Below are 24,393 nucleotides of genomic sequence, written 5' to 3'. Positions count from 1 at the left end.
ATGACCAAGTGGCCGGTAGAGTGCTCTCTTCTTCATGCCTGCTAATCTCATAATGCAGTCAGAATAAGGAATCCGCCCCCAGGGGATAATACAGCAAATCATCCAGAATCCAGCAACGAGGAGGAGTATCGATGCCAACCCATCTGCAGCAAGGCCGCAAAAAAGGAACAGATCCCGCCCCGACTTCCGTTCCTGCACGGCTGCCTCTTCACCCCTCACTTGATATTACCTTGCAGGAGATTACTAAGCGGATCGGTCAAAGCTCCGACGTTGTTTTCCGCAGATTCACCAATGAATCTTTAAGCTCCCTCTCTCTTGCTTTTATATATATCGACGGGCTCGTTAACGCGGATGCCGTCAACCAGACGGTGCTGCAGCCGCTGATGGAAATGGTTGCCCCCAAGAGCGGCGCCATTACCGCTAAGGACGCCTTCAGCCTGATTAAAGATCAGATGCTGCCAGTCGGGGGCGTCAAAGAAGGCAAAACGCTGGAAAGTCTGCTCCCCATGCTCTTCGACGGCTATACCCTCATTCTGTTTGAAGGACTTCAGGTGGCACTGGCTGCCGATACCTCCGGCTGGGAGAAAAGAAGCATCAACGAACCAACCTCCCAAGGTGTCATCCGCGGACCCAAAGAAGGCTTCACGGAGAGCCTGCGGACAGGCACCTCCATGCTGCGGCGCAGACTCAAAACCTCCGATCTTAGAATAGAAGAGTATAAGATCGGTCAGCGCACTCAGACCGGCGTGGCGCTTGTCTACCTGGAGGGTATCGCCAGCGAACAGGTGCTGGCGGAAATCCGCCGGCGCTTAAACGCCATTGAAACCGACAGCATTCTGGAGAGCAATTACATCGAGGAATTTATTCAGGATGGCGGACTGACTCCCTTTCCGACCATCCAGAACACGGAACGTCCGGATGCGCTTGCCGGAGGCATTCTGGAGGGCCAGGTCGGAATTATGATTGACGGGACTCCCTTTGCACTGCTTGCTCCCTCCACTTTCTTTAATTTTTTTCAGTCAAGTGAAGATTATTATCAGCGTTATGATATTTCTTCCTTCCTGCGGCTGATCCGGTATAGTGCTTTTTTTGTCTCCATGCTGCTGCCGGCCTTATATATCGCCGTGACTACCTTTCACCAGGAAATGCTTCCGACAACCCTGCTGATCAGCCTGGCCGCCCAGCGTGAAGGTGTACCGTTTCCGGCACTGGCGGAAGCGCTGCTGATGGAAGTGACTTTCGATGTGCTGCGCGAGGCCGGGGTCCGTATGCCGCGCACCATCGGGCCGGCGATTTCCATCGTTGGGGCACTCGTGCTGGGACAGGCCGCCGTTCAAGCCGGACTCGTCTCCGCAGCCATGGTTATCGTGGTGTCGTTCACCGCCATCTCTAACTTTGTCATCCCGTCCCTGGCCATCGCCAATTCGATCCGCTTGATCCGGTTTGTCATGATGCTGATCGCCGCTACCCTTGGCCTGTTCGGCATCATGTCCTTTTTGATGGTGCTGCTGATTCATTTGGCCGGACTGCGTTCCTTTGGTGTGCCGTACCTGTCCCCGGTAGCTCCAATGACTCCGAGATATTTGAAGGATATCTTTATCCGCACTCCGCTCTGGAGCATGACCATGCGGCCAAAGACCAATCTGGGCAAAGAAACGCGCAGACAAGGCCCGGATCAAAAGCCGCAGCCGCAAGAAGAGGCGCAGAACAATCAGCAAACCAGGCAGCCGCAGGGGGAGGATCCCGCTTGAACGGTAAAATCGGTACCACCCAGGCTGCCATGCTGATCGTCAACACCATCTTGCCGACAGCCACCGTCGTGCTTCCCGTCATTATTGGCAACTATGCAGAGCAGGACGCGCCGCTGGCGATTTTATTATCGACTCTGGCCGGGCTCGTCTTTGCCACGATTGTCGGGACAGTCATCCGCTACAGCAATGGCGCACCGTTTCTGACCTGGATTGGCGAGAAGAGTTCTCCTGTTGCAGCTACGATTCTGGGCCTATTGATGCTCCAGTTCTACCTGGATACATCAGCAACCATTTTGCGCGAATTCGTCAATTTCATCAAAGACAATGTGCTTATCGACACCCCGTTCACCGTAATGACCATCCTAATTCTGTTAATTACGATCTATATGGTCAGGCAGGGCCTTGAGTCCATCGCCAGAGTGAACACCCTCGTGCTGCTGCTGTACTTTTTCTTCGTGCCGCTCTATCTGTTCGGGCTGTACCGGGAAATGGATGTGCATCAGCTGCTGCCGGTCTTTGATCACTCTCTGGCCTCCTTGACACTGGCCGGCATAACACCGGCTACCTGGATGTCCGAACTGGCGGTGCTGCTGTTTCTGGCTCCTTACTTACAGAATCCGCAAAAAGCGCATCGCCGGCTGGGCAGGACTTCTCTTCGTTTCTGTGCTGATGATGTTTTCGCTCGTAACGACACTGATGGTGTTCGGGTCCGAATTCATCAAGCTCAGCACATATCCGGGTTTTTCCACCGCCGGGGTCGTTCATATCGGCAGATTTATCGAAAAGCTGGACATTCTGTTCATCTCCTATTGGGTCCTGTCCATCTATCTGAAATTCTCGATCTTTCTGTTTGCGACTGTCGAATGCTTCAAACAGACCTTTCGTGTAAACAGCAATCGGCCTTTTATCGGAGCTTTGGGTCTGATAATCGCTTTAAAGTGTCTCTTTACCTGGCAGAGTGCAGACCAAGTGAATCTCTACAACAAGGAAGGACGGTTCCCGGTCTTCTTCCTGTTCAATGTACTCGTTCCGCTAGCTGCGGTCCTGCTCCACCGGCTCCGGAAACCGAAATCCAAACCAAAGGGGTGGGAAACATGAAGCAGCAGAACACCGAATCCTATTCCGCAACTCCCGCGAGGCCTCTGGCTTATGCCGCGAAAAAAACGCTCTGCATTGGACTCTGCCTCCCCCTCCTGTCGACTTTGCTGACCGGATGCTGGGATGACCGGGAACTGAGTGAGCTGGGCATTACCTCCGGTTCGGCATATGACTGGAAGAATAACGAGTGGAAAGCCACATACCAGGTCATCAACCCTTCATCCGGTGCCAGCAGCATGGGAGGCAGTGGAGGCGGGAGCACCAGCTCTCCACCGTTCGTCACCTTCTCGGTAAAAGGACAAACGATTATGGACGCGATTGAAAGAACCAATCTGACCAGTACGCGTGAGATGTTTTTTTCTCATTCGCGCATCACCATAATTGGAGAATCTCTGGCCAAACACGGCATCAATCAACTGATCGACATGTTCCTGCGCAAGCAGGACGCCCGGGAAACTGTATATGTATTTCTATCCAAAGACGAAGCCGGAGATATTCTGAACCAGCTGATGCAGCTAACCAAGAATCAGGGAGCCGGTATCCAGCTCATGATTGAGCAGGAATCGAAGCTCCTCTCCTTTTATCCCGGCGTCCGGCTGTTTGAACTGGCCATGGCCCTGTCCTCCGAATCCGGAAGTGCCGTGCTGCCGGAAATCCTCCTTACCGGCGGCCAGATCATGGATGAGACCAGCGAGACCGGACGGACCGACCTGCCTTCACGGCTGGCACTGGGAAGGCTCGGTGTCTTAAAAGGTGACAAACTGGTAGGATGGTTAACGCAGAAGCAAGCCTTTGGCTTGTCCTTTCTGACAAACAAAATTGATACTGCCAACATCGCCTTCGCCTCCCGGCCCGAAATCAGCGACAACCCGGACGCTTCGTTCATCCTCCAGAATTCGACCACTTCCGTTCATCCCGTCTGGGATAAAGATCACTACATCATGGATGTGAACATCAAAGGAAGCGGCGTATTGCAGGAGCTTGGAAGCGTCATGGATTTGAATGACCAAACTTCATTAACGGGGATGGAGCAAGCCATTGAACAGTGTATCCTTGAACTCGTGGGCAATTCATGGAGTGAGGTCAAGACGCTGGGGGCGGACGTCACGGGCTTTGCGGTAAGGATTCACCGCAGTGACCGCAAGCGCTGGAAGCAGATTGAGAAGGACAAAAGCTGGGACCGCATGTTCCAGAATATTGAGATCAAACCGCATGTTTCGATCCAAATTGAACGGAGCGGACTCAGCAACAAATCCTTTAAATCCGTCCAGCAGAAGTAAAGGAGCTGCTCTATGAAAATAGCGATCACTCTTTTGCTTTATACCCTAGCTTTCGTATGGGGCTGCACCCGGCTGCGCGGAGAAGGAAGCAAGCTGCACCGGCTGTGGTTTGGCTGCATTCTGGTCTGGTGTGCCTATGAGAACATTTGCGGGATTACAGAAACGCCGCATTTCAATATGGCTACCTTATATTTACTTTCAACCCGCCGGCAGGTTCATTATCAAGTGGTTAGGAGGCTGACTTCAGAGTTATGCAAAAAAAGGAACAGGTATCTGCCCTGCAAATTGCGTTTATGATTATGCTGTTCGAGATTGGCAGCACGCCGCTCTTTCTGCTGGGCGGCAAGGTCAAGCAAGATTCGTGGCTAGCGATGTGCACCGGCTCACTGGGAGGGTTCATTCTCCTTCTGCTCCTGCTGTGGATCCAGCAACGCTCGCCCAAGCTGGACCTCATCGGCATGCTTAGATTTCATTTCGGAGGTGTTGCAGGCTCCGTGATCGGCTTGATCTACTGCTTCTACTTCGCGTACCAGTCGATGCGCAATGTCCGCGATCTTGGCGAGCTGACCGCTTTAACTTTGCTGCCGCGATCTCCGATATCCCTCACGATGCTCATTTTTGTATTGATTGCACTATATGCGATTTGGAAGGGTGCAGAGGTTGTCTTCCGGCTGCCCGAGGTGCTGCTTCCTCTGGTTCTCTTCTTTTATTTCCTGCTTGTGCTGCTGCTTGGCATTATGGGCTCCATCGATTTCTACCGGCTGAGTCCAGTCAACGAGGGTGGATTCATGCCGATTTTTGAAGCTGCGCTTCCGGATCTTGTCTCCTTTCCCTTCGGCCAAATGATTGTATTCCTGATGTTGTGGTCCCTATGGGAAAAACCCGGTGTGCCGGTAAAAAACACAGTGACTGCCTATATTGCCATCAGCATCTTTCTCATCTTCATGAACGCGCTGAATGTGGCTGTCCTCGGCCCGACGATTGCAGGGATCAGCCAGCTGCCTTTTTTGAAGACAGTCCGCACCTTATCAAACCTCAAATTTGTGGAACGGCTCGATATTCTGGTAACGATCCAGCTCTTTATCGGGCTGCTGATCAAGATGATGCTCTTCTACTTTTGCGCGGTTAAAGGCATCAGTGAACTGAGCCGCAAACCGGCCAAATGGTGGGTGTTTCCCGTAGGAGCAGCAATCTATGGCACTTCCTTTCTGGCGAGGGATTATACTCAGCATATTGCCTTCGGCCTGGGGCCAAGCCTCAAGATTGACCCGCTGTTCCAAATCGGTTTCCCGTTACTGCTCTCAATATCCATTCTGCTGCGGGGATGGTTCAAACGAACATCCTCCTGATCTGGCGAACATAACCTTAACCGCGCTGTAAGGTAACGTTAAGGTAAAACCATAGCATGCCGGAAGCTCATCCTGTACACTCGAAATCAGAAGCTAAGCACCCAAGGGGCAACAGCGGGTGACACTCACGTTTCGGTTAGAAAGGAATGAATTCCATGAATGTACTCGAAGTCACGGCAATGAATAAAGTATACCCGGGAAAGGTGCTTACGCAGGCTCTTACCGATATTCATCTCAGTATTGAACAAGGTGAATTTGTGGGAATTATGGGCCCTTCGGGCAGCGGCAAAACCACCCTGCTCAACATGGTCTCAACCATTGACCAACCCTCCTCCGGTGAAGTGAAGATCGGCGGCAGCAATCCCTATCAGATGAACAAAAAAGAGCTGGCCCTGTTCCGCCGTAGGAAGCTTGGCTTTGTGTTCCAGGATTTCAACCTGCTGGAGACATTGACCGTAGGGGAGAATATCGTTCTTCCCTTGACTCTGGACAACCGCAAGCTGTCCGAGATGGACGCGCTGCTGCAGCGGGTGGCCGGGCGACTGAATATCACGGACATCCTGAATAAGCGGACCTATGAAATTTCCGGCGGACAACGCCAGCGGACGGCCATTGCCCGGGCAATTATAACTTCGCCTGCCATTCTGCTCGCCGATGAGCCGACGGGAGCGCTCGATTCGAACTCCTCCCGGATCGTAATGGAGTCGCTGGAGGACATCAACCGCAAGGAAGGCACGACGCTGATGCTGGTTACGCATGATCCGCTGGCAGCAAGCTATTGCAACCGCATCGTCTTCATCAAGGACGGCAAGCTGGCTGCGGAAATCCACCGCGGCGACAACCGCCAGGCCTTCTTCCAGAAGATCATCGATACACTTTCATTCTGGGGAGGGAATAGTCATGGGCTTTCCTCAATTCGCGTTTAACAATGTGCGGCGCAACGCCCGGGCATATATGGCCTTTTTCCTCAGCAGCGCCTTTATGGTCATGATCTTCTTTTCCTATTCGGTGTTCATCTATCATCCCGACGTGTCCTCTATTGAGCTTGGGAAAAATTCGGCTACCGGGATGAAAATTGCTTCTTATATTGTCTTCATCTTCGCCTTTTTCTTTGTCCTGTACTCCATCAGTGCTTTCCTCAAGCTGCGGAATCTTGAATTCGGCATCCTGATGATTCTGGGCGCCCGTCCCGGGCAGATCAACAGACTGATTCTGCTGGAAAATATGATCATCGGCCTGCTGTCGATCTTGAGCGGCATGGCCGCGGGGATGCTGCTGTCCAAGCTGTTCCTGCTGCTCAGCACGAATATTATAGGGGTCACAGATATGCCGTTTTATTGGCCGGTAAAGGCACTTGTTATCACTTCCGTTTCCTTTCTGGCGCTATTCCTGATAAATTCAATCTTCACCCTGCTGTTCATCCGCAAGAACCAGGTGCTTGAGCTGCTCAAGGGAAGCGTGAAACCGAAGAAGGAGCCCAAAGTATCCTGGCTGCTCTCGCTTCTCGGACTTGCACTGCTGACAACAGGAGCTATTTCCATCGGGCAGGAGCTGTCTCCAAACACGCTGCTGATCGCTGCCGTCACAGGCATCGCCGGCACTTATTTCTTCTACTCCCAGTTGTCGGTGCTGGGCATCCGCCTGCTGAAGCTGAGCCGCAAACGGCTATGGCGCGGAACCAATCTGCTCTGGATCAACGAAATGAGCTACAAGGTTAAAGACAATGCGCGGATGCTGTTTCTGGTAACGGTTGTGACTTCATTGGCCTGCATGGCTGCAAGTCTTCTTCTATCCATCAGTTCTTCGAACAATACGACGTATTTGAACAGTCCGTTCGCTATCGACTATTCCGTTGACAATGGACACGATCCCGAACCCGGACTGACCACCATTCATGATGCCCTGGAAAACGCCGGATTGCAGTACACTGAGAACAAAGTGGAATTCATCCGTGGCAGTATCCGGGGCCTGAATGATGTGGACCAGTTTGACAACGTTCAATTGCTTCCAGTGTCCGTCTTCAATCAACTGGCGGGGCAAATGGATGTCACCGGAATCCCTCCTTTGTCTGACAGAGAAGTTGTGCTGCTGCTTAACCCCCAGAATGCCATTTCCGAGTATAACGCCGGAGAGAAGTTTCTGCTGGCAGATCAAGTAAATGTGGAACTCGTCCTGAATCATCTAATCAATCCCCCGGTCATGCCTTTTGGCCAATACAACCAGCCCGTGATGATTGTCAGCGAAAGTCTGTATGCAAAAGCTGCCGGTACGGCTAGAGCCAATGATCGTGAAATAAATTACTTTTATAAAATCCCGGCGTGGGATGCACTGCTTCCTAAGACCGGGGAGCCGGAGACTGTCATCTCCAGTGAGCTGGTGCAATGGAGCAGGGACAGGAATCATGCGACTGACAACTGGCACACTTTAATAAGTGCACGGGCTGATAGCTATATGAATACCAAGCAGGGAACCTCAATGGTCAGCTTTATCGGCATCTTTATCGCCCTGATCTTCTCGCTCTCTTCAGCCAGCTTTCTCTATTTCAAGCTGCATACGGAGCTGAACGCAGATATGCGGATGTACCATGCACTCTCCAAGATTGGACTCAGCACCAGAGAGATGTCGGCTTCCGCCACCAGACAGATTGCACTGCTGTTCTATATCCCTATTCTTATTGCAGCCGTGCAGACTCTTGTAGTTGTCCGTCCCGTGCTGAAAGTGATGGATATCACGAATGTTACCGTTCCTGTGCTGATCACATCGGCAGCTTTCCTGGTTGTGCAAACCGTGTATTTCATCATTGTCAGATCCCGCTATATTCATAGTCTGAAGAAGATGATGGTGTAACCCGGAGACGTTAGGCTACAATGAATGCTGTGTCCTATTGATTTAGAATAAAACGCCGCTGCTTGATTGCAACCAGAAAGCAGAACTACAGGCGTCCCGGAGGTCTTGCCTGATGTCCAAAGCCGATCATATGCTGTCCATCCTGTGGATGCTGCAGCAACGGAGAAGAACCGCTGCCGAACTCGCGGAGGAGCTGGAGCTCAGCATCCGCTCCGTCTACCGTTATATTGATGCGCTCTGTGCCAGCGGCGTTCCCGTAATTGCCGACGCCGGGCCGGGAGGCGGGTACAGCCTGCCTGAGCATTTTCGTGCAGCGCCCTTGTTCTTTGACACCGTGGAACAGAGGGCGCTCGTACAGGCCTCCGCCTTTGCCCGGGGCAGCGGATACCCTTATGTCGCAGCCCTGGACGGAGCGATTGCCAAGCTCAAACGCTACAGCAATGCGGCGCAGCTGTCGCAAATGGAGCGCCACGAAGCCGGCATGGAGATGCTCCATGCACCTGGCGCTGCGCTGCAGCCGCTGCTGGAGGAGTTGGAGGCCTGCATCGCAGGCAGCTTTACGCTGCAGATGGACTACCGCAAGGGAAACGGAGCGGATGTTTCTGCCCGGTCTATAGATCCTTACGGGCTGGTGCTGTGGAAAGGCCAGTGGTATATGGCCGGCTATTGCCATCACCGCCAGGAAATCCGCAGCTTCCGGGTAGACCGGATTGGGGGACTGCGGCGGACCGGGGAAGGCTTTGTGCGCCCTGCCGGATTCTCCGCACGCGAGTTTCTGCTGCGCGGCCTGCTTCCCGGCCAGGATAAAGATTCCGCACTGGTGGCTGTCATCATCCAGTCTGCGGAAGCCGTCCTGAATGATCTGTGCAGCCATTGGCTGTTCGGCCATACGCTTACGGAACGAACCCCGGAACAAGCCAGCTTCCTGCTGGATGAAGCCTCGTTATACAGCTACGCCCCCTATTTCCTGCTGCCTTACGGCAAAGCGCTTAAGATTCTCGAACCCGCAGCTTTGAGGCAGAAGCTGGCCGCCATCACTGCGGACCTTGCGGATTATTATAAAGAATAATATCTTTTTCCGGATCACTGACCGCAGCTGTCAGTGATTCTTTTGTATAGTGAACTTATCCCTGAGGCAAACATTCATAGGACTTTGCCAAGGCAAACAAGAACATAAAAGGCAGGAGGAATACGGCATGAAAGAACTGAAATATCAATTCTATATCGGCGGAACACCAGCACAGGTGTGGGACAGCCTCGTCTCACCGGATAAAGTACAGCAAATCTATTACGGCAGCACGATCCACTCCAGCTTTACAGCAGGGGAGCCGCTGAAATATATCGGGCCGGGGGCAGATGGCCCCGACACCTTGCATGTATACGGCACAGTGCTGGAATTCTCTCCAGAGCAGGCGTTCCGCTTCACCCACAAGGTCGGCCCCTCCTATCTCAAGAGCGGCGAACCGCATGAATCACGCATCTCCTGGCTGCTGGAGCCGGTTGGCGGCTGTACCAAGCTGACACTGATTCATGATCAATGGCAACCTGATGATCCGTCCTACGGCCCCAGCGAAAGCTCCTGGTGGCAGATTCTCAGCAACATCAAGACCTTGGTAGAGACAGGCAGTACGCTAGATTTTGGAAGCTGGGAGTAGAAGCAGCCGGTCTTCGCCACACCCAATCGAATGTATAGGCTACTTCCTGAGCCATCCCCAACCCTTGGAGAAAAGCAGCAACAGCTGCCTTTCTCCAAGGGTTATTTATTTTTCCCTAAGGAAACTTTTTTGTTGCAAGGACAAATTTATTTACGTATACTAATATTGTGGCAGACTACAAGAATCTAACCCATGTGCATAACATAAATCAATAAAACATACATGCTCAATCATTCTGGATGGAACGGAGGAAAATCTTATGGCCGGAGCCGTAATTCCATTATCTGAAGCTGTGAACGGCAGTACGCTGCGTATCCGCAGCATAGAAGTGCAGGGTGTGCTGAGGAGAAGATTGCTCGACCTCGGGTTTGTCGTCGGCAATGCTGTCGAGGTACTGCGGCGCAGTCCGCTCGGAGACCCTACCGCCTTCCGGGTAAGCAATACAACCATTGCCCTGCGCCGGGAAGAAAGCGCTCTGATTTACGGAGAATTAATCGGAGGTGATGAAGCATGAACCGTTACACTGTAGCTTTTGCAGGCAATCCCAACACGGGCAAGAGCACACTCTTCAATCTATTGACCGGCCTGCGCCAACACACCGGCAACTGGGCGGGCAAGACCGTCATCACCGCCGAAGGCGAGTTTACCCACAAGAACAATACCTACTTGGCTGTAGATCTTCCGGGTACCTACTCCCTGTACTCCAACTCAGCTGACGAGGAGGCCGCAAGGGACTACATTATTTTTGAACAGCCGGATGTGACGCTGGTGGTGCTGGACGCCACTTCGCTGGAGCGCAATCTCAATCTTGCCCTGCAGGTGCTGGAAATTACCGGGCGGGCCGTTGTTTGCATCAACCTGATCGATGAAGCGAAGAAGCTGGGCATTGATATTAACCTGAAGGCCATTTCGAAACGGCTCGGCGTGCCGGTAGCCGCAATTTCGGCCCGGAGTGAAATCGGCATTGAGGCGCTGCTGGATCAAATTGAGCGTGTAGCTACTGGTACTTATACAGCGGAGCCGCTGCGGATTACGTATAGCGATGAGATTGAACAGGGCATTGCTGCGCTCCTTCCTATGGTAGAGCAGACGGTCGGTTCAAGATATCCGGCACGCTGGATTGCCCTGCGGCTGCTGGATGGTGACGAAAGCCTGCTCGCTTCGCTCAAAGCCAATATGGGACAGAGGAATATTTCCGGATCAAAGGGGGTAGTGAGCCATGGAGTCACCGCATGTCATTAAGGGACCCGATCCGATGGATTCCCTGCTCTCTGCAGCGAAGAATCTCGCAGACAAGGGCGGAATCCGTGATGAAATCGTAAGCGGAATATATGGTGTATCTGCGGGGATCTGCAGAGATGCAGTCACCTACCAGGACAAAAAGAAACTGGGCAGCACTTATAAGCTTGATAATATTGTCACCTCCAAAATATGGGGATTCCCCATTATGCTCGCCGGGCTTGGCCTCGTCTTCTGGATTACGATTGCCGGCGCCAACTATCCCTCGAGCTGGCTGGCCTCTCTGTTCGGCATCATCGAAGGTTATTTAACCGCCGGATTCGAAGCGGTGAGCGCTCCGGCCTGGCTGCACGGCGTGCTTGTGCTTGGCCTGTACCGCGGAACCTCCTGGGTTATCAGCGTCATGCTGCCGCCAATGATGATTTTCTTCCCGGTATTTGCGCTGCTGGAGAATTTCGGCTATCTGCCGCGCGTTGCTTTTAATATGGACCGGTTGTTCAAGAAATCCGGCGGGCACGGCAAGCAGGCGTTAACGATGTCGATGGGCTTCGGCTGCAATGCTGCCGCCATTCTCTCCACCCGCATTATCGAATCGCCGCGTGAACGGATGCTGGCCATTCTGACCAATAATTTCGTGCCCTGCAACGGCCGCTGGCCGACCCTTATTCTGCTGTCCTCCATGTTTATGGTGGGGGCTGCTACGACTGGTGCGCTGCGGACCTTCTCCACAGCCCTTGTCCTGATGGGAATCGTATTGGTTGGTATCACGGTAACCTTAACGGTGTCCTGGGTCATGTCCAAAACCGCGCTGCGCGGCGTTCCCACCCACTATACGCTCGAACTCCCGCCGTACCGCCGTCCGCAGATCTGGAAGACGATTGTCCGCTCCTCCAAGGAGAAGTCGCTGAATGTATTGACCCGCGCCATCGTCGTTGCCGCACCGGCAGGCATTATCACCTGGATCCTTGCGAATGTATTCGTTGGCGGAGACAGTGTGCTGAACCATATGGCCGCTTTCTTTGATCCTTTTGCCCAGCTGCTCGGCATGGACGGCTTCATTATGATGGCCTTCATCCTGGGGCTTCCGGCCAATGAAATCGTGCTGCCGATTCTGCTTATGGGCTACATGTCCTCCGGCGCTATGGTCGATGTCGAAGGTATCGGCAGCATCAAGGATATCTTCCTGAGCCATGGCTGGACGTGGTTGACCGCGCTCAATATGATGCTGTTCTCCCTGCTCCACTATCCATGCGGCACTACTCTGATCAACATCTACAAAGAGACCAAAAGCATGAAATGGGCAGTGCTCTCGGCCGTCATTCCGCTGGGCATCGCCATTGCCGTCACCTTCCTGGTCGCACAGGCAGCGCGCTTGTTCGGCTGGGTCTGACAGAGTTCTTACGCGCCCGGCTTCTCCCGTATACAGGGAGGGGCCGGGCTGTTTTTGTGTATCCGCACATTTCCGGAGAAAGCGGAATTCCCGCTGCTGCTGCAACTGCCTGACAGGCTCCGTTCAAGGCTCCACTCCCGTTCTGTCCCGTAATTTGACTCCCCCCTTCCCAGATGTTAGGGTGAAATTGAAGCCATATTTTTCCGGGAGGGAATGTTAATGACGGAAGTAAAGCTTACTGTCGGGTACGACGAATTTGAAGAAGGTCAAAGAATAGGCACGGAGATTGAACGCTTGAGCGCAAGTCCTGAAGCTGCGCAACTAACCAGCCTCATCATTGGGGATTGGGGACAGGCCTATGAGAACAGCTCCGAGGAGGTTGTATCAGCCCTTGTGAAATACAGAGGAAGCTTTCCGGCTCTTCGCAAGCTGTTTATCGGGGAGATGGGTTATGAAGAATGCGAAATTTCGTGGATTACACAAAGCGATCTTTCCCCGCTGCTCCCCGCTTATCCGGAGCTTCAGTCACTCACCATTCAAGGCGGAAATGCTCTGAGCCTCAGCAGTCTGCAGCATGACAAGCTGGAGGAACTGATTATTATTACCGGCGGACTTGGCAAAAGCGTTCTGGCAGAAATCGCCGCAGGACATTTGCCGAATCTGCGCAAGCTGGAGCTGTACCTTGGCGTGGACAACTATGGCTTTGATGGCGGACTGGAAGATCTCTACCCGCTGATCCAGCCGGATAAGTTCCCCAAGCTTACCTATCTGGGACTGAAAAACAGTGAAATTCAGGATGAAATCGCTGCGGCCGTGGCCGATGCACCCATTCTGGACCAGCTGCATACGCTGGACCTTTCGCTTGGAACGCTCAGTGACAAAGGTGCAGAGGCGCTGCTGGCCAGCGAGCGGATTAAAGGCCTGCAGGCACTGAACCTGAGCTATCATTATATGTCGAATGAAATGATTGCCCGCTGGAAGGCAAGCGGCCTGCCGGCCGATGTCAGCGACCAGCAAAAAAGCGATGACGAGGAAGATTGGCGTTATCCTTCCATCACCGAATGATGCAGGAACCGCAGCCGCTGATCCTGCTAAGTTGTCCCGGCGACAGGCGCTCGGACGGCATCCAGCAGGCGCGGAGCCGCCTCGGGATGCCCCCGGCCCTGCTCATCCCGTACTCGGAGCTGCTGCGGGGAAGTTCGCTCGCCGAGCTGCTGGAGCAGGCGCTGCACTTGCAGACCAGCGGGCGGTCGGGCCTGTGGCCAGCGCCTTCCGGTTCAGGTCCGGCAGCAGCTCCGCCTCTCCTGCGGCTGGATTCACCCGGCGGCAGCTTCGAGATTGAGCAGGCCCTCATTGCCTTGGGCGCACCGGATGCCGGGGAGCAGGATGACTCGCTGCACCCCTTCGGGCATCATCCTGATCCCCGTCCGCTGAGTCTCCAGGCTGCCGGGCGGCTGAAGGACATGCCCGGCGTGCTGCATCATCCATCTCAATGGTTCCGCGGCTACTGCCGGCTGCTGGCCAGGCTTCAGCGCGAGGCCGCAGCGCTGATGCCTGAAGCCCGGTGGCAGAACCATCCCGGGGATATTGCCGCCATGACCGACAAACGCCGGACTCAGCAGATTCTGGCTGAGGCCGGTGTTCCGGTGCCCCGGCCCCTGGGCGGCGGACATCCTCCGTCAGACTATGCGTCCCTGCGGGAGCTGATGATCACGGAGCGGATGCACCGGGTATTCATCAAGCTGTCCTGCGGCTCTGCCGCTTCCGGCGTCATCGCCTATCAGATCAATCCCGCTACGGGAGCCGAAATCGCTGTGACTACTATCGGGGTTGAGCAGTACATCACTCGCCCTCCCGTGTACTATAATTCAGGGAAACTGCGGCGTTATACCGACTCCGCTGTCCTGTCCGGAATCATCAACTGGCTCTACAGTCATGGCGCGTATGCTGAGCAATGGATTCCCAAGCCGGGCACAGCTGGAGTTTCGTTCGACATCCGCCAGCTTGTCGTGCTTGGAGAAGCCTGCCATTCCGTTGCCCGGGTCAGCACCACGCCCATTACGAACCTGCATCTGCGCAGCCAGCGGATGTCTCCCGCAGAAGCCGGGCTCACGGAAGAGGTGCAGGAGCAGGTACGGCGTACAGCCGTGCAGGCCCTTGCCGCCTTCCCCCGCTCGGCTGTTGCCGGGATTGATATCCTGGTATCCTCAGGCAGTTCCCGGCGCACTTATGCTGCGGACGTAAATCCTTTTGGCGACTTACTCTACGATGTGGAATATGACGGCTGCGGCACCTATGAATGGGAAATGAAAAAGCTGAATGCCATTGCGAATCATGAATGAGAGACCTTATAGCGTATTGCTATTTTTAATCCATATCTATTAAGAAAGGGCGCTTATAACGGTTATGACAGATATGAATGCCATTGTTGGCACCCATGACATCCTGATGATCACACTGGATACCTTGCGCTACGATGCTGCCGTTCTGGAGGAAGAGAACTGCCCCAATCTGTGCGGCACCGGTTCCTGGGAGAAAAGGCATACGCCCGGCAGCTTCACTTATGCCGCACATCATGCCTTCTTCGGCGGTTTCCTGCCGACTCCCGCAGACACGTACAAAGCTTCGCATGTGAGGCTGTTCCATTCCAGAAATACCGGGATGAAGACCCATCCGCACACCTGGCTGTTCGACACGCCAGATCTTGTATCAGGGCTTGCTGCCGAGGGCTACCGTACGGTATGTATTGGCGGGGTTATTTTTTTCACTAAAAAGGTCCCGCTTGCCCGCGTACTGCCCGGTTATTTCCAGCAGAGCTACTGGCGGATGACCTTCGGTGTCACGAACCCGCGCTCCACGGAGCATCAGGTGAACCACGCCCTGAAGGTGCTGAACGATACCCCGCTGGATCAAAGGCTGTTCCTGTTCCTCAATGTGTCAGCCATCCACGGGCCGAACCATTTCTTCCTTCCAGGTGCCCGGAAGGATTCCGTGGACAGCCAGCGTGCCGCACTGCGTTATGCCGACGGAGAGCTGGGGCGCCTGTTTGAGCGCTTTCGCGAACGTGGCAATCCGGTCTTCTGCCTGGCCTTCTCGGACCACGGCACAGCCTATGGGGAAGATGGCTATCAGGGACACCGTCTGGCACATGAGACCGTGTGGAATGTCCCTTACCGGGAATTCATCCTCTAGATCAACAGCCCGGTTCAACCCGGAAGAAAGGAGAAACGTATGACGTCAACCGGCAATTTCCTGCAGCATCCTAATGACAACGACGTAAGACCGTCTCTCTCTTCGGAGGAGCTTAAGCGCTGGAGAGAGCAGATTACCGCTAACCCTTACCGCAATTATCTCTATTCCTATCCGCACAAGACAGCCTATCGTGAATTCCAGCCTCCTATTCCGCTGGAACAGCTGTGGCTGGAAGAGCCTGCGGATTCTTTTTTTCTCTATATGCATATTCCGTTCTGCGGCGCACGCTGCGGCTTCTGCAACCTCTTCACCCTGCCGGACAAACGTGCAGATGTCCACGCCACCTATGTGGATGCGCTGGAACGGCAGGCAAAGCAGTGGTCGGCCTTTACCGGCCATAAGCCGTATGCCCGGTTCGCTATCGGCGGCGGTACGCCAACCCTGCTGGCCGCCCCGCAGCTAAGCCGGCTGTTCCGGATCGCCCGGGAGATCATGGGCCTGGACACCGCCCTTGCTTCAATCTCAGTCGAAACCTCACCCGAGACAATTACGGAAGAGAAGCTTGCCGTCCTGAAGGACAATACCGTGGACCGGGTTAGCATGGGCATTCAGAGCTTTGTCGCTGCCGAATCGGCAGCCATCTACCGTCCGCAGAACCCTGAGGTGGTATACCGGGCACTGGAGCTGCTGGGGAAATATCAATTCCCCATCCTGAATCTGGATCTCATCTACGGGCTTCCGGGCCAGAGCGTGGAGTCCTGGCTCTATTCGCTGAAGGAGGCGCTCCTGTATGAACCGGAGGAGATTTTTCTCTATCCGCTCTACACCCGCGAGCATACCATTGTTAAGCCCGGAGATCTGCTGCGCCAGCAGGATCTCCGCCATGATTGCTATACTGCTGCTTGCCAGCTCCTCGCAGAGCACGGCTACCGCCAGTATTCCATGCGCCGCTTCGCTAAGGAAACGGCAGGCACCAGCAAAGCCATCCTCGACTACAGCTGTCAGGAGGAGGGGATGGTCGGCCTCGGCTGCGGAGCCCGTTCCTATACGCGGGAGGTGCACTACGCCTCCCGCTACGGCGTCAGCCGCAAAGCAACGGAGAGCATCATTGCCGATTATGTGTCGTCCGAGTCTTATGACACGGCCGATTACGGCATTGTGCTAAGCCGGGAAGAACAGAAACGGCGCTTCATTCTGAAAGCTGTGCTGCACAGCGAGGGGCTGAAGCTGGCCGACTACAGCGGACGTTTCTCGGCTTCGCTGTGGAATGATTATCCTGAGCTTGACCTGCTGCTTCAAAGTGGTCTGGGCGAAGTAGAGGAAGGTATCCTGCGGTTAACCGCTGAGGGTCTGGGCTACTCGGACTCCATCGGCGACTGGTTCATCTCGGGTGAAATCAGGGAACGTATGGAAGGATTCATTTTGCCATGAATGCCGTCCTCTACTACCGCGGGGCCCTCACCTCCTGCAATTATGATTGTCCCTACTGTCCGTTCGGCAAGACGAGAGACAGCGCCGCTACGCTTGCCAAGGACCGCGAAGGACTGGAGACCTTTGTCCGCTGGGCTGCGGAGCAAGGTGCGGCAGGCCACCGGCTGTCGATCTTCTTCAATCCTTACGGTGAAGGACTGATTCACCGCTGGTATAAAGAAGCGCTGATCACCCTCTCGCATCTCCCCCATGTGGAAAAGGTGGCTATCCAGACCAACCTGTCGGCCAGCCTGGATTTTATCCCGGAGCTGAACCCGGCCACGGCTGCCTTCTGGGCTACCTATCACCCGGGCCAGGTGCGGGAGGAGCGGTTTCTGGCCCAATGTATGGCTGTCTATAAGCAGGGCATTCCCTTCAGTGTCGGCAGTGTGGGTCTGCGCAGCGCCTTTCCGGCAATTGCTTCGCTGCGGGCCGCCCTGCCGGATGATGTCTATCTGTGGGTGAATGCCTACAAAGACAAACCGGATTATTACACACCGGAAGATCTCGCCTTTCTCGGCGGCATTGATCCGCATTTTCATATCAATACAGTCGACTATGAAAGCCTGGGGAAACTCTGCAACGCCGGCAGCAATGTGTTCTATGTGCAGGGACCCGGTATAGTAAAACGCTGCTATAAGGACAGGGGCGTCATCGGCAACCTCTACCGTGACGGCCTGGAAGGCCTCGCTGCGGAGCGGAGCTGCCGCATGAACTTCTGCGACTGCTATATCGGTTACATCCACATGCCCGGGCTCCGGCTGAAGCAGATTTACGGCTCCGGCCTGCTGGAACGAATACCCTACGGAATCGCGGAGGTGCAAGGATGAGAGCTAGTCGCGAAAGTGCTGAGGTTGGAGTAGAGTACGAAGGTGTCGATTTGGAAGCAGCCCAAGAAAGTGCTGAGTTTCGAGTTGAGTGCGACGGTTCGGGGCGTGGAGCAGATGCTGGAGTTGGAGTAAAACACAAAGGTGTGGGACATGGAGCAGGTACTGGACTTGGAGTAAAGCACGAGGGCACCGGGTTTGGAGCAACGCACGAAGTTGCAGGGATTCGTTCAGGTCACGGAATGACTCTGTGGCTCACCGGCTTGTCCGGGGCGGGCAAATCAACGATTGCCTCGCTTCTGACGGACAGACTGAGGGAACAGGGTCTGGCTGCCGAATGGCTCGACGGAGATGAGCTGAGGCGTGCGCTCGGACAAGGCCTCGGCTTCAGCCGGGAAGACCGGTTCGAGAATATCCGCCGGGCCGTCTACGTCGCCGGAATGCTGAACCGGCATGGCGTCATTTCAGTGGTCTCGGTCATCAGCCCTTATGCGGAAATGCGCGACTATGCCCGCCAGTCGCTGCCCGGTTTCGCAGAATTCTATGTAGATTGCCCTTTAGAAATCTGCGAGTCGCGGGATGTCAAAGGGCTGTACGCCAAGGCCCGCCGGGGCGAAATCCCCTCCTTCACCGGTATTTCTGATCCTTACCAGGCGCCTGTCAGCCCAGAGTTAACGCTCCGCACAGCCGAGCAGACGCCGGAGGAAAGCGTGAATGAGTTATGGTCCTGGTTAGCACAAAGCGGGACCCTGCGTACACTTAATAAATAGACCCGAAGCGCCCTGTCTGCTTGCTCGGACAGGGCGCTTCGGGTCTGGGTGCTTATGGATGAGGCACTAATGCCTGGGCGCCTGCTTAGTTGAGACGCTGATGCGCTTCTGGGCACCTGCTTAGTTGAGTCGCTGATGTGCGCTTCTAGAGGCCTGTTTGGTTGAGTCGCTGATGCGCTTCTCGAGGCCTGCTTAGTTGAGACACTGATGCGCTTCTCGAGGCCTCCTTAGTTGAGTCGCTGATGCGCGATTCTGGATGCCTGCTTAGTTGACACACTGATGCGATTCTCGAGGCCTATTTAGTTGAGACACTGATGCGATTCTCGAGGCCTCCTTAGTTGAGTCGCTGATGCGCGCTTCTGGATGCCTGCTTAGTTGAGACACTAATTCCTGGGCGCCTGCTTAGTCGAGGCACTGTTGCGCTTCGCAATGCCTATTTAGTTGAGGCGCTGCTGCGCTTCTGGATGCTTGCTTGATGGTACATCTGTGCTATCGCTACTGTTGTGCTTTCTTCAACTGGTCACAGGTGCTTTCGGAGCTTTCGGTGTTATCTGAGTCAGACTCCGCTACTGTGGATTTTTGTTACGTTCCTCCACAATCCTGTCTTTCCTGTTCCCTTCCAATTCCAAGCGGACAGGAAAGCCGCTATTGTGCTGACTTTGGCCTATTTCCATACCTTCCGGACTGGAGTGACGTTATTTGCTGAAAAAAGCCAATCAGCTGCAGGAAATCGTATGAATAACGGTGCTGGGGTCCGCAACACTCCTGAAATGGAGCATTTACTGCAAATAGCTGCACTGGAGTCCAGTTAGAGTAATACATACTCGGCAGCAGCAGGTTACTATTAAACCCCACAGCACAGATCGCTCTACTCCCAACGCTAACTTCTGTGCATCCTCTCACATTTCTCAATACGACTCCTCGTGAACATCACCAAGCGACGCCTCGCGCACTTCAATGTACCCTTATCACACACTTCTCCATGGTACTCTTATACACTCTTCTCCATGGTGCTCTTATACACACTTTACTACGCACCTCTGATCACACACTTCCCATGGTACTCTTATACGCACCTTATCACACTCTTCTCCATACCCCTTCACATGCGCTCTCATCTACAATCTTGTTCATTTTTCTAATTGTCCGGCAAGCATCACCAGACGCCGGATGCCCTCACGCAGCACACCTTCGCTGGCAAAGGAATAGCTGAGCCGCAGCCAGGATTTCATTTCACCGAGCGGATCGCAAATTTCTCCCGGTATGAAGGAGATCGACTGTTCCATACTGCGGTCAAACAACGCTGCCACAGAGATGGATTCGGGCAGCTTCACCCACAGGTTCAGCCCGCCCTGCGGCGCTGTCCACACCCAGTTGGCAGACGCCAGCTCCTCCTCCGCAATTTCCTTATGCACCTGGAGCGCAATGCGCAGCTTGCCGAGATGCTGCTGCAGCCGCGGCGAGGTGTAATAGTGCAGGAAAATCTTCTGGTTAAGCAGCGGAGTCCCGTTATCGGCCAGCGATTTGGCGGTAATCAGCCGCTCCATAAACGGATAACGGCAGGCGACCGCACAGATGCGCAGGCCTGGAGCGACATACTTGCTGAAGCTGCTGATATAAATGACCCAGCCCTCCGTATCATAGGCAAAAAACGGCGGCGGCGGCTTCTCCCCGAAATACATATCGCGGAAGGGATCATCCTCCACCAGCAGGCAGCGGTACCGCTCTGCCAGCTCAACCATCAGCTTGCGCTGCCGCGCCGGAACGGTATATCCGGTCGGATTGTGATGGGTCGGGTTCATGTAGAACATCCGCGGCTTGTGCCTGCGCATCAGCTCCTCCACCGCCTCCAGATCATAGCCCTGCGGTGTAATCTCCACTGGTATAAGCCGTGCACCGGCCCGGCGAAAAATATCCATAGCCACGCTGTACGTCGGGCGCTCCACCAGCACATTGTCCATCGGCCCGAGCACAATACCGGCGATCAGATTGATCGCCTGCTGCGCACCCGAGGTGATCAGCAGCTCCTCCGGCGACAGCTGCAGCCGGTGCTGATCGTGGAAATGGCGGCTCAACGTTTCGCGCAGCTCCTCATCGCCCTGAACAGAGGAATAGGTTCCCATGACCTTCGGATAAAGGTCAAACACTTTTTTCACATAATCGGACAGGAACAGGTTCGGCAGCAGATTAGGATCAATAAGCGCCTGCGAAAATTGGTATTGGACCGGCATCCGCTGGATATCAGATAAGGGATTCGTCAGTGAATAAGTGGCTACCGCTGCCCCTTCGCTTGAACCATCGCCCAGCGCCCTGTCGCCCGGAGATACATAATAACCGGATTTGTCTTTCACATAGACCTTGCCGTCCTCAGTCAGCACCCGGTAAGCCTTAAATACCGTCAGCCGGTGCACCTTCAGCTCTTCCGCCAGCAGACGGATCGAGGGCAGCTTATCATGCGCCTTCCATTCCCCCCGTTCCATCCGGTTCAGTATGAATTCGCAGATTTGGCGGAACAAGGGATGGCTTTGGTCCGCTCCCGTAGCTTTTTTCATCGTAATCCACCCTCCCTGTGATAACCGCATATTGCAGCCTCTTCTGCAAATCCTCTTTCCCGTATTGTACCTCATTATTCCTCTCATCTGTTCTGCTGTCTGCAATCTGTTCTGTCCCCACCCCTATATGATTAACAAAATGCTTCAACTGGGCTGCCATATTAACTTTATAAAGGGGAACTGGATATGATTCTGTTGGCTTACTCTCTTGTCTGTCTGATCTTTGGCACTACCTTTTTAGCGATTAAAATTGGTGTGGATGCCGGAGCACCGCCTTTTTTCTCAGCAGGAATCCGTTTCTTTATGGCAGGGGCAATATTGTTCCTCTGGATGGTCTGGAAAGGCAAAGCAAGCTTCTCCCTGCTGCTGCGCAAAGAGATGCTATTCACCGGCGCCGCGCTGACCTTCGGAACCTTCGCCGGGCTGTACTGGGCGGAGCAATATGTATCCTCCGGTCTTGCCGCCGGGCTGTCAGCTACCGGACCGATGATGATTCTGCTGCTGCAGACCGCTTTGTTCCGTCAAAAAGCTCCGTCGTATTCGATCTACGGCTGTATCATCGGCTTCACCGGCGTTCTGCTGCTGGTTCTGCCCAGTCTGGCGATTGATGTCTCCCCCTTGTGGCTCATCGGCTGCGCTGCCGTGCTGATTGGGGAATGCTGCTATGCGGCGGGGGCAATTCACTCCAAAAAAGTAACTACAACCTTCTCCGAGGTTTCACCCGTCGCGCTGAATGCAGCACAAATGATATATGGCGGAGCGCTCCTGTTCATCCTGTCGCTTTTCACCGAAAATGTGCATCCCGGGTTTCTGCTCTCGTTCAAAACCGCCGGCTCGCTGCTCTACCTGACCGTTGTCGGCTCCATGGTTGGACACACCTTGTTCTACTGGCTCGTCGCCAAGACGAATCCCGTTTTCCCGTCGACTTGGCTGTATATTTCGCCGCCGATCGCCGTTGGTGTGGGTCTTGTATTCTACGGGGAAGCTGTAAGCTGGATAACCGTCCTCGGGGTATTCACCATCATTGCCGGAACCGTGCTTGTGAATGCGGGAGCGCTGAAACAACTGATTTTCAAACAAAAACCGCCTGCCCCGATTCTTCAAAAAGGAAACATTGAGGCTCTTCCACAGGAATAAATATTGTATATTTCCTAAACAACAGAACAGCCTGGACCCCTGAAAAAAAATGGGCTTCAGGCTGTTCTGTTGTTGTCCTTCCCTATTTCTCAACGCAGCTCCCTTCATTACTGTTCCTCATGGCTGGAATGAAAATTCAAAAAAAAACATTATATATGACATACTATATGTTGCATAATTGATTATTATTGCGTATTATATAACCAAGTTAGGGGATTTTATTACCATTAGGACGTCTAATTGAAAGGGGGATCTTACTTAACAGAACTCCTTTTCTATAGAGGAGCACCTGATTGTATCCGGAAAGTGGAGGAAACCTGTGATTGAACTGACATCCCGTCAAATGCAAATCATTGACATTGTAAAAAAAAGAGCGCCGATTACCGGCGACCAAATTGCGGAAACCCTGAATCTCAGCCGGCCGACCATCCGCAACGACCTGTCCATCCTGGTCATGCTGGAATACATTGATGCCAAGCCAAAGGTCGGATATTTCCCCGGCAAGAAAGCAGCTCAGCGTCAAGGCAGCAGCTCTCTGCTGCAGGAAACCAGAGTCAGGGATATCCAGAGTATCCCGATTATTATCCGCGAGACGACAACCATTCAGGATGCCGTGGTTACGCTGTTCCTGCAGGATGTCGGCACGCTTATTATTTGCGATGGCGACGGCAAACTAGCCGGTGTCGCCTCACGCAAAGATTTTCTGAAGGTAACGCTCGGCAATCCCGGCGCAGTATCCATGCCGGTGAGTATGGTAATGACCCGCCAGCCCAAGGTAGTAACCGTTTCTCCCGATGACCCGGTGCTTGAGGCCGCGCATAAAATGATTGTTCACGAGGTAGACAGTCTGCCGGTGGTTGTGCCCAGCGGCACGGAGGAAACCGGCCCCAAGCTTGACGTGGTAGGGCGCCTGACCAAAACCTCCATCGTAAAGCTTCTCCTCGATCTAGAAGCCAAAGGATAACGGAGGAATCGAAACGCATGGAGCAATCTTCACACTTCATTACGATCTGCTCAGATTCGATAGGAGATACGGCGGAGGCGGTTGTGCAGGCTGTCATTCACCAATTTCAGAATCAGCGGGTTACCATCAGAAGATATGGCAATGTAAGACATGAGGACGAACTGCGGAAACTGATGGAGGAAACGGCGCAGCTGCAAGGTTTTGTCGCCTATACACTGGTCCAGCCGGAGCTCCGGGAGATGATCCGTGAAGAGGCTGTCCGGCTTGACCTGAGGATTGTCGATATTATGGGCCCGATGATGCAGGCCTTCATCGACACTTTCGACGATGCGCCTCAGGCCCGGCCGGGACTGCTGCATCAGCTCGACGAAGATTATTTCCAGCGGATCGAAGCGATCGAATTCACGGTTGCCAGTGATGACGGACGCGATCTTGGCGCGATGCTTAAGGCCGATATTGTGCTGCTAGGCATGTCCCGTACCTCCAAGACTCCGCTCAGCATTTTTCTGGCCCACCGGGGCAAGAAGGTCGTCAATTACCCTGTTGTCCCCGAGATTGGCCCGCCGCAGCAGTTGATGAGTCTGCCGCCGAACCGGATCATCGGCCTTACGATGAAGCCGGAATATATGCTGAAGATCCGTTCGGAACGCCTTAAGATGCTGGGGTTGCCGGCAGGCTCCCAATATGCCAGCCTTGAACGCATTCAGGAAGAGACGGAGTATGCAGCAGGGCTTTTTGCCAAGCTGGGCTGCCCCGTCATAGATATTACGAACAAAGCCATTGAGGAGACAGCGGGAATTATTATGGGGTATATCTCCGATTCTCCGGAAACACCGGAAACATCCACACTAAAAATGTAATGGAGGGAAAGC

The 24,393-nt window shown here is 54.0% G+C and carries 21 protein-coding genes and 1 pseudogene; 21 read left to right on the top strand and 1 reads right to left on the bottom strand.

Annotation, left to right across the window (positions count from 1 at the left end; all coding sequences use genetic code 11):
* The first annotated feature begins 131 nt into the window (after positions 1 to 131).
* The 18 genes and pseudogenes from ACQ76X_RS13315 to cysC all read left to right on the top strand — a co-directional run bounded on the left by ACQ76X_RS13315 (position 132) and on the right by cysC (position 18,868).
* A complete protein-coding gene (locus ACQ76X_RS13315) occupies positions 132 to 1,751 on the top strand; it encodes a spore germination protein (protein ID WP_438494414.1) in 1,620 nt (539 codons plus the stop codon).
* 29 nt (positions 1,752 to 1,780) lie between these two features.
* A pseudogene (locus ACQ76X_RS13310) lies at positions 1,781 to 2,849 on the top strand (GerAB/ArcD/ProY family transporter).
* Positions 2,846 to 4,129 carry a Ger(x)C family spore germination protein gene (locus tag ACQ76X_RS13305; protein WP_438494412.1) on the top strand — a complete coding sequence of 428 codons (1,284 nt, stop codon included), beginning with the start codon at positions 2,846 to 2,848 and terminating at the stop codon, positions 4,127 to 4,129. Before ACQ76X_RS13310 ends, ACQ76X_RS13305 begins: the two are co-directional and overlap by 4 nt.
* 12 nt (positions 4,130 to 4,141) lie before the next feature.
* Positions 4,142 to 4,426, top strand: a complete 285-nt coding sequence (locus ACQ76X_RS13300) for a hypothetical protein (protein ID WP_438494410.1) — start codon at positions 4,142 to 4,144, stop codon at positions 4,424 to 4,426.
* Positions 4,381 to 5,478, top strand: coding sequence for a GerAB/ArcD/ProY family transporter (locus tag ACQ76X_RS13295; RefSeq protein WP_438494409.1), 1,098 nt, complete (start codon positions 4,381 to 4,383; stop codon positions 5,476 to 5,478). The genes ACQ76X_RS13300 and ACQ76X_RS13295 overlap by 46 nt, the downstream gene beginning before the upstream one ends.
* Positions 5,479 to 5,633: 155 nt before the next feature.
* Positions 5,634 to 6,404: an ABC transporter ATP-binding protein gene (locus tag ACQ76X_RS13290; RefSeq protein WP_438494407.1), complete on the top strand. Its 771-nt coding sequence runs from the start codon at positions 5,634 to 5,636 to the stop codon at positions 6,402 to 6,404.
* A complete protein-coding gene (locus ACQ76X_RS13285; protein WP_438494405.1) occupies positions 6,379 to 8,325 on the top strand; it encodes an FtsX-like permease family protein in 1,947 nt (648 codons plus the stop codon). The genes ACQ76X_RS13290 and ACQ76X_RS13285 overlap by 26 nt, the downstream gene beginning before the upstream one ends.
* A gap of 112 nt (positions 8,326 to 8,437) precedes the next feature.
* Positions 8,438 to 9,394, top strand: a complete 957-nt coding sequence (locus tag ACQ76X_RS13280; RefSeq protein ID WP_438494403.1) for a helix-turn-helix transcriptional regulator — start codon at positions 8,438 to 8,440, stop codon at positions 9,392 to 9,394.
* A 127-nt stretch (positions 9,395 to 9,521) separates the two neighbouring features.
* Positions 9,522 to 9,980, top strand: coding sequence for an SRPBCC domain-containing protein (locus ACQ76X_RS13275; protein WP_340894480.1), 459 nt, complete (start codon positions 9,522 to 9,524; stop codon positions 9,978 to 9,980).
* Between the two features lie 259 nt (positions 9,981 to 10,239).
* A complete protein-coding gene (locus tag ACQ76X_RS13270; protein WP_076113662.1) occupies positions 10,240 to 10,494 on the top strand; it encodes a FeoA family protein in 255 nt (84 codons plus the stop codon).
* A complete protein-coding gene (locus tag ACQ76X_RS13265; protein ID WP_038586779.1) occupies positions 10,491 to 11,222 on the top strand; it encodes a FeoB small GTPase domain-containing protein in 732 nt (243 codons plus the stop codon). The genes ACQ76X_RS13270 and ACQ76X_RS13265 overlap by 4 nt, the downstream gene beginning before the upstream one ends.
* On the top strand, positions 11,200 to 12,609 hold the full coding sequence (locus tag ACQ76X_RS13260) for a nucleoside recognition domain-containing protein (RefSeq protein ID WP_438494400.1): 1,410 nt from the start codon (positions 11,200 to 11,202) through the stop codon (positions 12,607 to 12,609). The genes ACQ76X_RS13265 and ACQ76X_RS13260 overlap by 23 nt, the downstream gene beginning before the upstream one ends.
* A gap of 219 nt (positions 12,610 to 12,828) precedes the next feature.
* The gene (locus ACQ76X_RS13255; protein WP_438494399.1) at positions 12,829 to 13,674 is read left to right on the top strand and encodes an STM4015 family protein; all 846 of its coding nucleotides are present in this window, start codon (positions 12,829 to 12,831) and stop codon (positions 13,672 to 13,674) included.
* Positions 13,647 to 14,951 (top strand): STM4014 family protein, encoded by a 1,305-nt coding sequence (locus tag ACQ76X_RS13250; RefSeq protein WP_438494397.1) that lies wholly within the window; start codon positions 13,647 to 13,649, stop codon positions 14,949 to 14,951. The genes ACQ76X_RS13255 and ACQ76X_RS13250 overlap by 28 nt, the downstream gene beginning before the upstream one ends.
* 64 nt (positions 14,952 to 15,015) lie before the next feature.
* On the top strand, positions 15,016 to 15,801 hold the full coding sequence (locus ACQ76X_RS13245) for an STM4013/SEN3800 family hydrolase (RefSeq protein ID WP_438494395.1): 786 nt from the start codon (positions 15,016 to 15,018) through the stop codon (positions 15,799 to 15,801).
* A 39-nt stretch (positions 15,802 to 15,840) separates the two neighbouring features.
* The gene (locus ACQ76X_RS13240; protein ID WP_438494394.1) at positions 15,841 to 17,232 is read left to right on the top strand and encodes an STM4012 family radical SAM protein; all 1,392 of its coding nucleotides are present in this window, start codon (positions 15,841 to 15,843) and stop codon (positions 17,230 to 17,232) included.
* On the top strand, positions 17,229 to 18,101 hold the full coding sequence (locus tag ACQ76X_RS13235) for an STM4011 family radical SAM protein (RefSeq protein ID WP_438494392.1): 873 nt from the start codon (positions 17,229 to 17,231) through the stop codon (positions 18,099 to 18,101). The genes ACQ76X_RS13240 and ACQ76X_RS13235 overlap by 4 nt, the downstream gene beginning before the upstream one ends.
* Complete coding sequence (gene cysC, locus ACQ76X_RS13230) at positions 18,098 to 18,868, top strand: adenylyl-sulfate kinase (protein ID WP_438494390.1); 771 nt, start codon at positions 18,098 to 18,100, stop codon at positions 18,866 to 18,868. Before ACQ76X_RS13235 ends, cysC begins: the two co-directional genes overlap by 4 nt.
* Before the next feature lie 1,130 nt (positions 18,869 to 19,998).
* Here the strand turns inward: cysC and ACQ76X_RS13225 are convergent.
* Positions 19,999 to 21,420, bottom strand: a complete 1,422-nt coding sequence (locus ACQ76X_RS13225; RefSeq protein ID WP_438494389.1) for a PLP-dependent aminotransferase family protein — start codon at positions 21,418 to 21,420, stop codon at positions 19,999 to 20,001.
* Between the two features lie 186 nt (positions 21,421 to 21,606).
* Between ACQ76X_RS13225 and ACQ76X_RS13220 the strand changes: the two genes are divergently transcribed.
* The 3 genes from ACQ76X_RS13220 to ACQ76X_RS13210 all read left to right on the top strand — a co-directional run bounded on the left by ACQ76X_RS13220 (position 21,607) and on the right by ACQ76X_RS13210 (position 24,381).
* Entirely contained in the window at positions 21,607 to 22,557 is a 951-nt protein-coding gene (locus ACQ76X_RS13220) for a DMT family transporter (RefSeq protein ID WP_438494387.1), read from the top strand.
* Between the two features lie 343 nt (positions 22,558 to 22,900).
* Positions 22,901 to 23,521 carry a helix-turn-helix transcriptional regulator gene (locus ACQ76X_RS13215; protein WP_052092453.1) on the top strand — a complete coding sequence of 207 codons (621 nt, stop codon included), beginning with the start codon at positions 22,901 to 22,903 and terminating at the stop codon, positions 23,519 to 23,521.
* Positions 23,522 to 23,538: 17 nt separating this feature from the next.
* On the top strand, positions 23,539 to 24,381 hold the full coding sequence (locus ACQ76X_RS13210; RefSeq protein ID WP_038586753.1) for a pyruvate, water dikinase regulatory protein: 843 nt from the start codon (positions 23,539 to 23,541) through the stop codon (positions 24,379 to 24,381).
* Positions 24,382 to 24,393 lie beyond the last annotated feature (12 nt).

Source organism: Paenibacillus sp. IHBB 3054, assembly GCF_051594305.1.
Classification (GTDB): Bacteria; Bacillota; Bacilli; order Paenibacillales; family Paenibacillaceae; genus Paenibacillus_AQ.
The sequence above is the reverse complement of the archived record's forward strand: the minus strand, read 5'-3'. Positions and strand labels throughout refer to the sequence as shown.